Consider the following 14,438-nt stretch of genomic DNA (forward strand, 5'->3'; position numbering starts at 1 on the left):
GTCCAAAAGGGGGCTTAGAGTGTTTTATTTAACGATTAGTGATCGACTGCGTCACTTGCACCTGCTGGTACACGTACGTGTTCAACCAGATCTTTAACTTCTTGTGGTGTTTCCGCTGTTACTTTAGATACACCGTACGCTACTGCGAAGTTAAATACCGCACCTACCGCACCAAATGCGTTTGGCTCGATACCTAGGAACCAGTTGCTGCCCCAGCTTTGTAGGTAAGTCCAATCTGAGATGAATAGGATACCTTTGTGCTGGAATACGTAGAACAGAGTAATACTGATACCAGTGATCATACCTGCGATAGCACCTTCTTTGTTGATGTTCTTACTGAAGATACCCATCATCAGTGCAGGGAAGATGGAGGACGCCGCCAGACCAAAGGCCAGTGCAACCGTACCTGCTGCGAAGCCTGGTGGATGGAGACCTAAGTAACCCGCCACCGCAATGGCTACCGCCATCGAGATTCGACTCGCCAATAGTTCTTTCTTCTCGGATATATTCGGGTTTATCACGCCTTTGATTAAGTCGTGCGATATCGCCGAAGATATTGCCAATAGGAGACCTGCTGCGGTTGATAGTGCTGCTGCCAGACCACCTGCCGCGACGAGTGCGATTACCCAGTTAGGTAGTTTCGCGATCTCTGGGTTAGCCAGTACCATGATGTCGTTATCAACGCGAAGTTCGTTGGTTTCAGCATTTGACGTGTACTGGATGTTGCCATCGCCGTTCTTATCATCAAAGCCTAGCAGACCTGTCTTCTCCCAGTTTTTGAACCAGTCAGGACGTTCGTCATACGCTAGGTGCTGACCTGGAGCTGGGTTTACAGTATCCATTAGGTTTAGACGAGCCATCGCAGATACTGCTGGTGCAGTTGTGTATAGGATAGCGATGAACACAAGTGCCCAACCTGCTGACGTACGTGCGTCACGTACTTTTGGTACCGTGAAGAAACGAATGATTACGTGTGGCAGACCTGCTGTACCGATCATTAGCGACATAGTGTAAGCGAACATGTTTAGTGTATCGCCACGCACCTGGGTGGTGTATTCACTAAAGCCGAGTTCGGTCACCACTTGGTCGAGCCTATCGAGTAGATAGACATCGGTGCCGGAAATGGTGCTCCCTAGCCCAATCTGCGGGAATGGGTTACCAGTAAGCTGCAGAGAGATAAAGATTGCTGGGATAGTGTAAGCAAGAATGAGTACGCAATATTGAGCAATCTGCGTGTATGTGATGCCTTTCATGCCGCCAAGAACCGCGTACAGAAATACGATACACATACCGATTAGTAGACCTGTAGAGTAGTCAACCTCTAGGAAGCGACCAAACGCAACACCCACACCTTTCATCTGACCGATAACGTAAGTTACCGACGCGATGATTAGACAAACAACCGCTACAATACGTGCTGCGTTTGAGTAGAAACGTTCACCTACAAACTCTGGTACTGTGAATTTGCCGAACTTACGTAGGTAAGGTGCAAGAAGTAGCGCGAGAAGTACGTAACCACCAGTCCAACCCATTAGGAATACAGAGCCGCCGTAACCCATGAAGGCGATAAGACCTGCCATAGAGATAAATGACGCCGCTGACATCCAGTCTGCTGCTGTTGCCATACCGTTAGCGATAGGGTTTACACCACCGCCTGCAACGTAGAACTCTTTAGTTGATCCAGCACGTGCCCAAATCGCGATACCGATGTAAAGGATAAAGGTCGCACCAACAACGAGGTAAGTGATTGTTTTCAAATCCATCTGAGTGACTCCTTACTCGTCCACGTTAAATTCGCGGTCAATTTTGCGCATTTTCCACGCGTAGTAGAAAATAATGCCGAGGAACGCATAGATGGAACCTTGTTGAGCAAACCAGAAACCTAGCTTGTATCCACCTAATTGAAATTGATTCAGTACGTCGACAAACAAAATGCCACAGCCAAATGAAACGACAAACCAAATGATCATCAAGTTGATCATCAGTTTTACGTTTTTGTCCCAGTAGGCTTTGGCTTTATCCTGACTTTCAAACGCCATTGCCGCCTCCTTACGATTGCTTATGTTGTTAAGAAAATGTTTCACCATCTACATTAGCAAGGTGTTGGCAAGAACTCTTTTCAACTTTAGTCGTGGGGGTATATAAAAAAAGCGCCTTTAAAATAGGCGCTTACAGATGGGTGGGGTTATTTTTGTGATGTTAACGATGTGTTAATTTAGCCAAAGGTCTAATAATTCATCGCTTTGAGTCGTATTTATTTTCAAACATAGAAGTCTTTTATACCCATTAAAAGATTGTTTAATGCGACGGCGGCCAAAATTAACCCCATAACACGACTGATGATCGCGGCGCCGACGTTGCCAATCCATTTTTGGATATGCGTCGCACCAAGCAGCAACAGCAAGGTGATAAGCAACACTAGAATCATCACGCCCGCCGTCATCCCTTGATCCAGAAAAGAGTTACGGTGATTGTCGGTTAACATCACAATTGCCATCATCGCACCCGGTGAAGCAATCGATGGGATCGCCAACGGATACACCGCCAGGTTTGCCAAATCAGATTTACTGAGATCTTGAGACAGCTTGGTTTCTTGGTCGGGTTTGGATTCACCAAAGATCATGCTGAGTGCAAACAGCAGCAATACTAAACCGCCTGCGGCTTGAAACGCAGGCAATGGAATTTGCATCGCTTCTAGCAGTAACTGACCAGCTATGAGGAAAAATAGCAGTACGCCCGTGGCGATGCCGACCGCTTTCAGAGCCACCAACCGACGCTGTTTAGCCGTCAGGTGATGAGTTTGTGAAAGGTAGACAGGTACAGTACCAACAGGGTCGATCACTGCCCACAGAACAACGAATTGAGTAATTAAGATACTAAGCAAGCTTTTGGCTCCCAGAGTTAGTGAAACAGAGGGATAACATACTTGGCGACGGGATGAGGGAGTGCTCAGGAGCCCCGTTAGCCTGAGTTAGTCACAATAGCTTAAATTGGGCTCAATTGCGTTAAATTACAGTGAATTAAGACTCGGATTCGAGTTGTTGCAGCAAGATAACGGCTTGGGTGCGGTTTTTCACCCCAAGTTTGCGGAAGATCGCGGTCATGTGCGCTTTGATGGTCGCTTCAGATACATTGAGTTCATAGGCGATTTGCTTGTTAAGTAGGCCATCTGACAACATGCCTAATACTTTGTATTGCTGTGGTGTTAGGGTCGAGATCTTTTCAGCAAGGTCGCTACACGCAGCGTTGTTCGTAATCAAGCCTTCAGGGAAAAACGGTTCGCCATTTAATACTTGGTTCAACGCACTTACCAACTCACGCATATCGCTCGATTTCGGAATAAAACCAAACGCACCGTGGCTCTTTACTTGCGTGACAACCGACGACTCTTCGCTGGCAGAGACAACCACGATCGGCAGATCAGGGTATTCTGCGCGCAGGTGTATTAAGCCCGACATTCCGTTCGCGCCCGGCATTTTTAAATCAAGCAGCAGTAAATCTGGCTCTTCTTCTTTGGCCAAAACTGCGAGTAGCGCTTCAAGCGAGTCGGCTTCCAGCAAGTTGGCGCCACTTACCGCCATGTGGACGGATTGGAAAAGCGCGTTGCGGAAAAGGGGATGATCGTCGGCGATGATTATGTTGTATGTCGAATCCATGACGTTAAACACTTATAACAAACTAGTTAAATGATTATTGTCACCTTTGCGTTACGGGACAATGTTTATTCACTAAAAGTCTGAACTAAATCGGGTTTTATTAGAAAAATTGCATATAAATGTTTGTTCCCTTGTCACCAATAGAACCGGTGTCATCCCAAACGCCAATCTCGATTTAAACTAGCACGGATTCGAATTGGCAAGGTTATTGATTTTTCAGACAAAACAACGCCGCCTCAAACAGTGAAGGCAGCGCTGGTTAGCATGGTTTCTTGCGGCGTTTAAAACACCGATGAGCTTAAAGACTATGGGTGGTCAAATGCTCTAAGAACGGCTCAGCTGGCATAAATCCGGTAATACGGGCGTTAGGGATATGTTCGCCTTTCGCGTTCCAAAATTCGATGGTTGGCAAACCGAGAACGTTCATTTGTTTTAACAATTCAATGTCTTGTGGGGTGTTTTTCGTCACATCCGCTTGGAGTAAGACAAAGTTCTTCAATTTACCTTCGACATTGGTTTCGTGAAAAGTGTACTTTTCAAACTCTTTACACGCGACACACCAGTCGGCGTAGAAATCGAGCATGACGGGTTTGCCGGCAAGCTTGGCTTGCTCAAGCTGAGTTTCTAGTTCTGACGCCGTTGAGATACGGATAAATTCAATGCTCGCCTGCTGTTTCGCCGCTGGTGGATTAAACCAATAGTTCAGTGCAGGCTGTGCTGAGGCGAATAACCCGAGTACGGCAATAATACCGATGGTGCTTTGCTTCCAGCCGCCAAAGGTGAGTGAATTCTTGACATGGTAAAGCCAACCAAACGCGGCGATACCGAGTGCTGACCACAGGCCAGTTGACCATGCTTCTGGCAGGATACGTTCGAGTAAGAAGATTGGCGCAGCCAGCAAGATAAAGCCAAACAGTGTTTTTACTCTGTCCATCCAGTTACCTGCTTTTGGTAGCAGTTTATTGCCGAATACCGCAACCAACATCAGCGGAATTCCCATACCGATTGCTAAGGCGTAGAGTGCAACACCACCAGTCAGCAGGTCGCCACTTTGCGCGACATACAGCAGTGCACCAGACAGCGGTGCGGTTGTACACGGAGAGCAGACCAATCCTGAAATGGCACCCATGGCGAAGACGCCCAGTGAGCTACCACCTTGTTGCTTGTTGCTAAGGCTATTCAGCCAGGTTTGTACGCCACTTGGCAGCTGTAGGTTATAAACGCCAAACATTGACAGCGCCAAGGTGACGAACAATACGCTCAGACCGATCAGGACATACGGGTGCTGCATTGCCGCTTGAAATTGCATGCCTGCGGATGCAACCACTAAACCGAGCAGGGTATAGGTCAGCGCCATCCCTTGAACGTAGACAAAAGATAGACCTAGTGCGCGGCGATGGCTTAACTGACCGTTGCCAAGCACGATACTGGTCAAAATCGGGTACATCGGCAGTACGCAAGGCGTGAACGCTAAGCCCACTCCCAACGCTAAAAACAGGAGCGGTGTCCACCAGTTATCGCTGAGCTTCGACGCTAGGTTGGAATCTTGTGACGCTGGTGTCGATGGTGTTTGTGCTGAGTTACTTGGCGCGGAGTCAACTTGCGCAGGTGTTTGCGTCACACTGTTGCTGTCCGAAAACGCAAAGCTGGTGACATCGATAACACGTGTTTCAGGCGGATAACAGAAGCCAGCTTTCGCACAGCCTTGGTATTGAACGATTAAGCGAGCGCCTTCTTGATAGTCTGACAAAGAGACTTCAACAAACAGCGGTGTGGTATAGATGTTTACCTCACCAAAAAACTCGTCTTTGTACGGTTCGCCGTCGCGCATGCTGACTTCGTTGACGGTAACATTTTCGCCGCTGACCGCAATGCGGTGTTGATAAAGGTAGTACTCAGGTTTGACCTGCCAGTCGATCAGGACGCGATTACCTTGTTGGAAATAATTCAACGGAAAAGCTTCGTCTACAGGAACAAATCGGTCCTTGTTATCAAAACTGAGCGTAGAGTTGTTGTTGCCAAAAACCGCCAGAGCTGGCGTTGAAAGCATGGAAAAACAAAGAATTATCAGCGTAAAGGCAAAGCGCATAAAGTCAGTCACTTGAGTTAATTTTGTTCATTTTAACTCATTAGGACAGAAGAAAGGACGAAGAAGTTTCAAGCCAAAGAAAATAATCTCACCGCGCGGGTTAATAGAAAAGTATGAGAAGGGGTAAAGTCGCTGAGAAACCCTGATGATTCAGGCTACAGAGTTTCTCAGCTTTGACTGTTTTGCTCTCGCTTTACGCGACGCCTAAACGCGCTCGAACAACACGTTCACAAGCGTCAATGTTGTTGGTGTCTTTTGGTATCACCAACACGGTGTCGTTACCACCGACCGTTCCCAAGATCTCGGTGTGCGGGTCGATATCGACTAGGCGAGCGACAAGTTGCGCACTGCCGGGGTGCGTTTTTACCACCACCATCGATTGGTTGTGGGTAATGAATTCAATCTGCGATGAAATCGAAGATTCAACGCGTACCGGTGCGGTTTCTACGGTAATGCAGTACACCTTTTTACCACACGCGTTCTGCACTTTGACGACACCGAGTTGAGAAAGCAGACGAGAAACCGTGGATTGGCTAATGCCTTCAAAGCCGATATTAACCAGCGCTTCGCGAAGGTCATTTTGCGTCGCAAAACTTTGCTGTTGAAGCAGGCGTTTGCAGGCAGCGGTAAGCGTTTTATCTTCTGAGTAATCTACTGTAATAGGGTTTAGAGTTTCACTCATGGGAACTCCTTAACGTGACGTACGAATAAACCGTCCATGTAAACTAAGGCACTTTTTTCTCCTTGCTGTGCCCCTCGGCCAATCTCTAAGAAAATTGGTTTGTTGCTTGAGCAATCACTTCTTTGGCGATCTTATATTTATTGTGAGAAATGAGTTTACCACCAAACAAAGTGTGGCTTTGTGAATGGGATCGCCAAACAAAAATAATGCATAAAGCGGGGATTTGAAGGAATATTCTGATAGAAAGTGGATATTTATTCCGTGTAAGGAATAAATATCCAGTACGATTTACGCTATCGACGTCAAGGGATTGAAGCGATTGGTTAACGAGCTTCTGTCATGATTTCGCGTGAGAATACTTTTTCACAGTAGTGGCACTTCAGATGCACATTGTCCTGTTTTTGTTGAACTTTAAATTTACTTTCAACAGGTTCACCGTGCGAAATACAGTTGCTGTTTGGACACTCAAATACGCTTTCAATGTGCTCTGGAAGAGCCAGGTTTAGCTTGTTGACGACCTTGTATTCTTCGATCTGGTTGACTGTTGCTTTTGGTGCATAAAGTGCCAGTTGGTTCGCCTGCTCTTTAGTGAGATAAACGTTCTCAATTTTGATCAGATCTTTTGCGCCTAGCGCTGAAGAAGGTAGGTTAAGACCGATTGTGATGCGCTCATTAGTTTTGTGCATCTTGAACAGTTTTAGAATTTTGATCCCGATGTTAGCAGGGATGTGGTCGATCACTGAACCGTTGCGAATCGCTTCTACTTGTAGTTGAGTTTCTTTCACCATGATATCTCTCCTGCTAATTAAATGGTTTCGTTAAGAACTAGAGCCAGTAGCGCTTCGCGAGCGTAAACGCCGTTTTCTGCCTGCTCAAAGTAGTAAGCGTGTTTGGTCTTATCTACGTCAGTGGTGATTTCATCCACACGTGGTAGTGGGTGTAGCACTTTCATGTTGTCGCGTGCTTCTTTTAGGGTTTCAGCGGTGAGGATAAACGCTGATTTGAAGTGCGCATACTCAGACTCGTCAAAGCGCTCTTTCTGTACGCGTGTCATGTAAAGCACGTCTAGCTCTGGCACCACTTCTTCAATGTTGCTGTGCATGCTGAACTGGATGCCCGCATCTTCAAGCTCTTCACAAATGTAGTCTGGCATCGCCAACGCTTCCGGTGCGATAAAGAAGAAGCGCACGTTGTTGAACTTCGCTAGTGCTTGAGTCAAAGAGTGAACAGTACGGCCATATTTTAGGTCACCGACAAACGCAACGTTGAGGTTGTCTAACGTGCCTTGCGTCTCGTAGATCGAGAACAGGTCAAGCAGAGTCTGCGTTGGGTGTTGGTTTGCACCGTCACCACCGTTAACTACAGGTACGCCGTTTGAGAACTCAGACGCTAAACGCGCTGCACCTTCTTGCGGGTGGCGCATCACAAATGCATCAACGTACGATGAAATCACTTGTACTGAGTCTGCCAGTGTTTCACCTTTTTTCGCCAGTGACGTGTTACCGCCGTTATCAAAGCCAATCACGGTGCCGCCCAAGCGCTGTACTGCGGTTTCGAAAGACAAGCGAGTACGAGTGGATGGCTCAAAGAAGCAGCTTGCTACAACCTTGTTTTTTAGCAGTTCAGGATTTGGCTCGGCTTTGAGTCTTGCCGCGGTATCAACGATAAGCTCTAGCTCTTCACGGCTAAGCTCTGGGATAGAGATAATGTGCTTTTTAAATAACGAATGCGCCATTGCTGATTTTCCTCGTCTCGTAAATGACAGACAAAAAAAAGCCCCCTAAAAATAGGAGGCTTCAAATAGGATCGATGGAGAAAAAGAAACAGCGAACGTCCCTGAACCAGGGTGCGAAAAATTGTCGCGATACGTTGTAAGTGGCTGTTTCATTTTGTGCTCCGTAGACAAATTGCGGAGGATTATACGTACAAAAAAACGCCTTGCAAGCGTTTGTGAAAAGTATCCAGAAATTGGATTTTTATGCGAAGATGGCATCTTTTCGACTCTTGTTCTCAGGTGTTGTGAGAACTTGCTTGGTGGCGTTTTTGTTGCTGTTTTATTTGTCTTTCGCTGAAAAAAAATGCGGGCTTTATTCAGGGTAAATTGAGGGTCTCCCTTCCTGCCGCCCGCATTTCCCTGCAGAAATACTCGTTCTCGATGAAGTTGTAGCTGGATAATTCTGTTTCCTTGACGGGGTATCTATCGGGAAACAACCCCTGCTACAACCTCAATCTCCTGAGTATTCAGGCTGCTAATATCGGCGTGATATTAGTCGCCTAGTGTTGCTACCATGATAGCTTTGATAGTGTGCATGCGGTTTTCCGCTTCGTCGAAGACGATAGAGTGTTTAGACTCAACCACTTCGTCTGTTACTTCCACACCATCTTTTAGCTGAGGGTATTCTTGAGCAAGCTCTTTACCAACTGTTGTGTCTTCACCGTGGAATGCTGGTAGGCAGTGCATGAATTTCACATGTGGGTTGCCTGTTGCTTTTAGCATCTCCATGTTCACTTGGTAAGGCATCATTAGGTTGATACGCTCAGCCCAAGCTTCTTTCGCTTCGCCCATTGATACCCATACGTCAGTGTATAGGAAGTCACAACCTTGAACGCCTTCTTGAACGTCTTCAGTCAGTGTGATTTTCGCGCCAGTTTCTTCTGCGATTTCACGACATTGTGCCACTAGTGCTTCTTCTGGCCAGTACGCTTTAGGTGCTACTAGACGGATGTCCATGCCCATTTTCGCTGCGCCAACCATTAGAGAGTTACCCATGTTGTTGCGAGCGTCGCCTAGGTAAGCAAACTTGATTTCGTGTAGTTGTTTGCCACGGCCGTGTTCTAGCATAGTTAGGAAGTCAGCTAGAATTTGAGTTGGGTGGAATTCATCTGTTAGACCGTTCCATACTGGCACACCAGCGTAAGCGCCTAGCTCTTCTACGATCTCTTGACCGAAACCACGGTATTCGATGCCATCGTACATACGGCCAAGAACGCGCGCTGTATCTTTCATTGATTCTTTGTGACCGATTTGAGAACCAGATGGGCCTAAGTAAGAAACTTGTGCGCCTTGGTCAAACGCCGCAACTTCAAATGCACAACGTGTACGAGTTGATGTTTTCTCGAAAATTAGCGCAATGTTTTTGCCTTTTAGACGAGGTTGCTCATAGCCGTTGTATTTTGCTTTTTTAAGCTCCGCAGAAAGGTCTAGCAGGTGCTGAATTTCACGTGGAGTAAAGTCTAGTAGTTTTAGGAAGTTACGGTTACGTAGATTGAAAGCCATGATGTTTTCCTTCTTGTGTTTAGCGCTTTCCCATTTATGCAGGGTAAAGAAGTAAGAAAGCGCATAAAAATTGACAGTTAATTCAGTTGTTTTTTTACTCGGTCATCCGTTTTGGCAGTGGATGAGAGAGGGTTAACCTTTAGTGATGTTGGTGCCCGCTGTGCCTTGCAGAATGCGTAGGCCATCTTCTAGTGCACCAATGCCGACCACTTTGCCGCCTTGCTTGATAAATTCGCACGACGCTTCAATTTTTGGTCCCATTGAGCCAGCATCAAATTGGTATTGAGCCAGTTCTGTTGGGGTAGTGCTGCGCAGAGCGTGTTGTGTTGGTTTGCCCCAGTCTAGGTAAACCGCGTCTGCGTCAGTCAGGATCAGTAGCGCATCTGCGTCGAGTTGTTTCGCCAGGAACGCAGCTGACATGTCTTTGTCGATTACCGCTTCTACGCCAACCAGTTTGCCGTTTTCACGTTTCACTGGGATACCGCCGCCACCGGTACAGATCACTAGGTGACCTTCATCGATGAGCTTAGTAATCGCGTCGTTTTCGATGATGCCAGTTGGTTGTGGGCTAGGAACAACACGACGGAAGTGTTTGCCGTCTGGTTTGATGATCCAGTTGTACTTCTCAGCCATTTCACGCGCTTCAGCTTCTTCGTAGATCGGGCCAATTGGCTTAGTTGGATCTGCGAACGCTGGGTCATTTGGGTCAACGGTCATTTGCGTTAACATGCAAGTCACGTTGATGTCTGGCAGTTGGTTTTTGAATTCTTGCATCAGCATGTAGCCGATCATGCCTTGAGTTTCGCTGCCCAATACATCCAATGGGTATGGTGCAACTTTTTTGTATTCCAGGCCTTGAAGGGCTAGAAGACCGACTTGTGGACCGTTTCCGTGAACCAGTACCACGTTGTATTCTTTAGCGATTTCAGAAATCGTTTTGACAGCAATTTCAATGTTGTGGCGCTGAACGTCTGCCTCTAAAGGCTCACCGCGACGAAGTAGGGCGTTACCGCCAAGTGCTACAACTACAGTTTGTTTGCTCATTGTTTTATCTCTCTGCAGGGGGCAGAAGCGCAGTGCACTTCTGCCTTTATCATCACGACTTAGATGCCATCACGCTCGATTGGGCAGCTCATGCAGCGAGCACCGCCACGACCACGACCTAGTTCGTCACCTGGGATTGGTAGAACTGTGATGCCTGCTTTGTCGTATTTCTCGTTGGTGTAAGTGTTGCCTTCGTAGCCGATAACTACGCCAGGTTTCACAGTTAGAACGTTGTTCGCGTCGTTCCACTGTTCACGTTCAGCGTGGAAGCTGTCACCACCTGTAGTGATTAGGTTTAGCTTGTCTACACCTAGTGCTTTCTCGATAGCGTGTACGAAGTAACCTTCTTCTTTCACGTTCACTGCGCCAGACTCATCGCCAGTTAGGCTCCAGCATTTCACGTCTTTGCGAACCACTTCTGGGTATACAGAGAAAGTGTCTTCACGCATGTGAGTCATTACTGTATCCAAGTGCATGCAAGAGCGGTGTTTAGGTAGCTCCATTGCGATAACTTGTTTCGCTTGACCGTGTTTGAATAGGTTAGACGCCAGGTGTTCAACACCTTGAGCCGTTGTACGCTCAGACATACCGATAAGAACTGCGCCTTTACCGATAACCAGTACGTCGCCGCCTTCGATAGTTGAGTTGTCGTAGTTAATGCTTTCTTCGTCGCCGAAGTACTTGATGAAGTCTTGGCCTGCGAAGGTTGGGTGCCAACGGTAGATAGCACGAACATGGTTAGTTTCACGTTGACGAGCTGGTTTAGCCATTGGGTTGATAGAAACACCGCCGTAAACCCAGCAAGATGTATCACGAGTAAATAGATGGTTTGGTAGTGGCTCGATGATGAAGTCAGCAGGAGAGTGCATGCCTTGCATCATAGAAGACGATTTCATTGGCATTTCGCCGTAAGCCAAACCACCAGTTAGGATTTTCGCTAACTCTAGGTTAGGTAGGTCACTTAGGTAGCAGCGAACGTCATTCGCGAAAGTTTTGCCTAGACGGTAATCAGAAACCTGACGGCTTAGTAGCCAATCTTTTGCTTCAGGAACCGCTAGTGTGTCAGCCAATAGGTCAGTCAGTAGCAACACTTCAACGCCTTGGTCACGTAGAGTTTGCGTGAACACGTCGTGTTCTTTACCCGCACGTTCTACAGCAAGTACATCATCAAATAGCAAGTCATGGCAGTTAGATGGTGTTAAGTGAGTGAGAGCGCGTCTTGGACGATGAACTAGCACGCGACGTAATTGACCGATTTCAGAACCTACATATAACTTACTCATGATCGTATCTCTCTTATATTTTTATTTAGTCTTAATATAAAACTAATAATTAATTTCGTAAGGGAAGAGGTGTGAATTTAAATATTCACTTCTTTGCTCTGGAATTAAATATACGCCTCTCTGAATAGGAAACTTAGAGGTCAATCACAGTTCATTTTTTATGCCTCAGCCCAGTGTTTTCAAGGGTTTTAACAATATCTATGCACTTGTTATTTGCTTGTGAACACCCTAATTAGGTACTTGTTTGGGAAGTTTATGCACAATTTATTCGTATGCATCAGATATCTGGATTTTTATGGAAAATGTATTCAATAAAAAAGAGGTGATAAAAAAGTGAATTAAATTAATTTATGCATTCAAACTTTCTAGATAATTGCTTTTTAGCGCTAATTTAATGCTCTGATAACAAAACTTTTGATAATAAATTTAATCTTGCTCACATTTTTGAACTGGTACTTTTAATTTATTTAATCGAATCAAGGTCACTATTTCTTCCTTGATTAAAAATATCGACCATTTAGAACACCTTATGTAATAAAAAATAATTAAATGGCATGATTTGATGTGTGTGCCGAACGCTATTTTTTATCAATACATGATTATTTTATTTGGCGCGTTCCAGCTGCGTCTAAAGGACGAAGGGAGAAAAGGGAGGGTTGATCGACAGGCAATAAAAAAGCCGCACAAGGCGGCTTTTGGAACGTATGGGGGCTAGGGTTAGATAAGCGCACCCACACTTAGAACAACAATGCAGAACAGGGTAAGGATCGCGAGCAGTGGAGCTACCCATTTCACGTAACGAACGTACGGTACGCGTGCGATTGCCAGACCACCCATCACCACCGCAGAGGTTGGTGTCACTAGGTTGACTAAGCCAGAAGCCGATTGGTATGCAGTCACTACTAGGTCACGGCCTACGCCTGCAAAGTCAGCCAATGGCGCCATGATAGGCATGGTCAGTACCGCTAGGCCTGAGCTTGAAGGCACTAGGAACGAAAGCAGTACTTCCAGGAAGAACATCACGTTGATGAACACCACAGACGATAGACCGGTAACCATTTGCTCTGCAGAGTACAAGATGGTGTCAGTGATCATGCCGCGGTCCATGACCACAACGATACCACGGGCGATACCGATAATGAGCGCTACGCCAAGTAGGTCACGGGCACCGTCGATAAAGCTCGAAGTGAATTCTTCTTCGCTCATACGAGCCACAATACCGATGATGATGGTTGACGCTAGGAACATTGCTGAGATCTCAGCCATCCACCAACCTGCAACCGATACACCGTAAATCATGACAGCGAAAGACGCACCGAAGATAGAAAGAATCAACTTGCGAGTGCCGGTGAACTCTAGGCTTTCACCTGATTGGTTACCCAAGAAATGCGCTTTGTTTTCTTCGTATTTGTCGTAAACGATAGATTTAGTTTGGTCTTGGCGAACCATGCGCGCATAACGCATCACGTAAGCCACACAGATAACCCAACCGATAAGCAGTGCGACAACACGTAGGATGATGCCGTCTGTGAATGGGATGCCCGCTGCGTTTGCCGCGATTACGGTTGCAAATGGGTTGATGGTCGAACCTAGCGTACCGATACCCGCGCCCAATAGTACGGTTGCCGCTGCAACGAGAGGGTCAAAGCGCGCTGCCATCATTACAGGGACGAGTAGGGTGTAGAATGGTAGCGATTCTTCCGCCATGCCGTAAACCGTACCGCCTGCAGCAAAGAGCGCCATCAGTATCGGTATCATCATTTCTTCACGGCCTTCCAAGCGATGAGTGACTCGCTCGATACCCGCGTCGATTGCGCCTGTCTTAGTCACTAGGCCAAGGAAACCACCGATAACAAGGATAAACAAAGAAACGTCGATAGCGGCTGCTTCGTAGCTATTGTGGTCGTAGAAACCGTCAATAGGCGCGAGCAGAACGTCAACCACGCCTTGTGGGTTGCCATCTACAGCTTTGTAGGTGCCAGTTACAGGAACTTCACGACCCAAATCTTCGTTCATCGCACGGTCGTATTGACCAGCTGGAACAATCCAAGTCAGTAGCGCAACCAGCGCGATAAGAATAAACAAAATGGTATAGGCAGAAGGGAACTTAAAGTTGGCAAGGAAGCCGCCTTTTTTCTCTTCGGTAGGTACAGTTTGCGTTGTCATGGTGATCTCCTTACTTTTATTTATTCACCAATAAATAAAAGTGAATCAGCGACTAATAGTTATGATTTAAAAAACTTATATGGATTAAAGTTCTAGGGAAAAATTTATATTTGAGCGTTATTCTTATTTGCTCTTTGCACCTATTCTAAAAGCAGATAAATCAACGGACTTTGCCGATCTTCACAAATTTAAATGCCCTTTATATTCCCCATTTTTTCAGAAATTTTTTCTAAGGGTAATT

At 46.4% G+C, this 14,438-nt stretch carries 12 protein-coding genes; all 12 read right to left on the reverse strand.

Annotation, left to right across the window (positions count from 1 at the left end; genetic code table 11):
- Window positions 1-35: 35 nt before the first annotated feature.
- Complete coding sequence (locus AKJ31_RS15745; RefSeq protein WP_053410058.1) at window positions 36-1,763, reverse strand: sodium:solute symporter family protein; 1,728 nt, start codon at window positions 1,761-1,763, stop codon at window positions 36-38.
- Window positions 1,764-1,775: 12 nt separating this feature from the next.
- Window positions 1,776-2,039 (reverse strand): DUF4212 domain-containing protein, encoded by a 264-nt coding sequence (locus tag AKJ31_RS15750; protein WP_053410059.1) that lies wholly within the window; start codon window positions 2,037-2,039, stop codon window positions 1,776-1,778.
- A gap of 221 nt (window positions 2,040-2,260) precedes the next feature.
- The gene (locus AKJ31_RS15755) at window positions 2,261-2,884 is read right to left on the reverse strand and encodes a MarC family protein (protein ID WP_053410060.1); all 624 of its coding nucleotides are present in this window, start codon (window positions 2,882-2,884) and stop codon (window positions 2,261-2,263) included.
- 136 nt (window positions 2,885-3,020) lie between these two features.
- Window positions 3,021-3,656, reverse strand: coding sequence for a response regulator (locus tag AKJ31_RS15760; protein WP_053410061.1), 636 nt, complete (start codon window positions 3,654-3,656; stop codon window positions 3,021-3,023).
- A 298-nt stretch (window positions 3,657-3,954) separates the two neighbouring features.
- The gene (locus AKJ31_RS15765; protein ID WP_053410062.1) at window positions 3,955-5,745 is read right to left on the reverse strand and encodes a protein-disulfide reductase DsbD; all 1,791 of its coding nucleotides are present in this window, start codon (window positions 5,743-5,745) and stop codon (window positions 3,955-3,957) included.
- A 193-nt stretch (window positions 5,746-5,938) separates the two neighbouring features.
- The gene (locus tag AKJ31_RS15770; protein WP_053410063.1) at window positions 5,939-6,427 is read right to left on the reverse strand and encodes an arginine repressor; all 489 of its coding nucleotides are present in this window, start codon (window positions 6,425-6,427) and stop codon (window positions 5,939-5,941) included.
- Window positions 6,428-6,750: 323 nt separating this feature from the next.
- Entirely contained in the window at window positions 6,751-7,215 is a 465-nt protein-coding gene (gene pyrI, locus AKJ31_RS15775; protein WP_053410064.1) for an aspartate carbamoyltransferase regulatory subunit, read from the reverse strand.
- 17 nt (window positions 7,216-7,232) lie between these two features.
- Complete coding sequence (pyrB, locus tag AKJ31_RS15780) at window positions 7,233-8,162, reverse strand: aspartate carbamoyltransferase (RefSeq protein ID WP_053410065.1); 930 nt, start codon at window positions 8,160-8,162, stop codon at window positions 7,233-7,235.
- Window positions 8,163-8,693: 531 nt separating this feature from the next.
- Window positions 8,694-9,704 carry an ornithine carbamoyltransferase gene (locus AKJ31_RS15785; protein ID WP_053410066.1) on the reverse strand — a complete coding sequence of 337 codons (1,011 nt, stop codon included), beginning with the start codon at window positions 9,702-9,704 and terminating at the stop codon, window positions 8,694-8,696.
- A gap of 132 nt (window positions 9,705-9,836) precedes the next feature.
- On the reverse strand, window positions 9,837-10,748 hold the full coding sequence (arcC, locus tag AKJ31_RS15790) for a carbamate kinase (RefSeq protein ID WP_053410067.1): 912 nt from the start codon (window positions 10,746-10,748) through the stop codon (window positions 9,837-9,839).
- A gap of 59 nt (window positions 10,749-10,807) precedes the next feature.
- Complete coding sequence (arcA, locus tag AKJ31_RS15795) at window positions 10,808-12,031, reverse strand: arginine deiminase (RefSeq protein WP_053410068.1); 1,224 nt, start codon at window positions 12,029-12,031, stop codon at window positions 10,808-10,810.
- 717 nt (window positions 12,032-12,748) lie between these two features.
- Window positions 12,749-14,197 carry a YfcC family protein gene (locus AKJ31_RS15800; RefSeq protein ID WP_053410069.1) on the reverse strand — a complete coding sequence of 483 codons (1,449 nt, stop codon included), beginning with the start codon at window positions 14,195-14,197 and terminating at the stop codon, window positions 12,749-12,751.
- Window positions 14,198-14,438 lie beyond the last annotated feature (241 nt).

The sequence above is a fragment of the Vibrio hepatarius genome (assembly GCF_001274785.1).
GTDB lineage: Bacteria > Pseudomonadota > Gammaproteobacteria > Enterobacterales > Vibrionaceae > Vibrio > Vibrio hepatarius.

What these genes read in the sequence shown, in the direction of transcription:
- AKJ31_RS15745 (WP_053410058.1), bottom strand. Translation starts at nt 1,763, where the DNA reads ATGGATTTGAAAACAATCACTTACCTCGTTGTTGGTGCGACCTTTATC.
- AKJ31_RS15750 (WP_053410059.1), bottom strand. Translation starts at nt 2,039, where the DNA reads ATGGCGTTTGAAAGTCAGGATAAAGCCAAAGCCTACTGGGACAAAAAC.
- AKJ31_RS15760 (WP_053410061.1), bottom strand. Translation starts at nt 3,656, where the DNA reads ATGGATTCGACATACAACATAATCATCGCCGACGATCATCCCCTTTTC.
- AKJ31_RS15765 (WP_053410062.1), bottom strand. Translation starts at nt 5,745, where the DNA reads ATGCGCTTTGCCTTTACGCTGATAATTCTTTGTTTTTCCATGCTTTCA.
- AKJ31_RS15770 (WP_053410063.1), bottom strand. Translation starts at nt 6,427, where the DNA reads ATGAGTGAAACTCTAAACCCTATTACAGTAGATTACTCAGAAGATAAA.
- pyrI (WP_053410064.1), bottom strand. Translation starts at nt 7,215, where the DNA reads ATGGTGAAAGAAACTCAACTACAAGTAGAAGCGATTCGCAACGGTTCA.
- pyrB (WP_053410065.1), bottom strand. Translation starts at nt 8,162, where the DNA reads ATGGCGCATTCGTTATTTAAAAAGCACATTATCTCTATCCCAGAGCTT.
- AKJ31_RS15785 (WP_053410066.1), bottom strand. Translation starts at nt 9,704, where the DNA reads ATGGCTTTCAATCTACGTAACCGTAACTTCCTAAAACTACTAGACTTT.
- arcC (WP_053410067.1), bottom strand. Translation starts at nt 10,748, where the DNA reads ATGAGCAAACAAACTGTAGTTGTAGCACTTGGCGGTAACGCCCTACTT.
- arcA (WP_053410068.1), bottom strand. Translation starts at nt 12,031, where the DNA reads ATGAGTAAGTTATATGTAGGTTCTGAAATCGGTCAATTACGTCGCGTG.
- AKJ31_RS15800 (WP_053410069.1), bottom strand. Translation starts at nt 14,197, where the DNA reads ATGACAACGCAAACTGTACCTACCGAAGAGAAAAAAGGCGGCTTCCTT.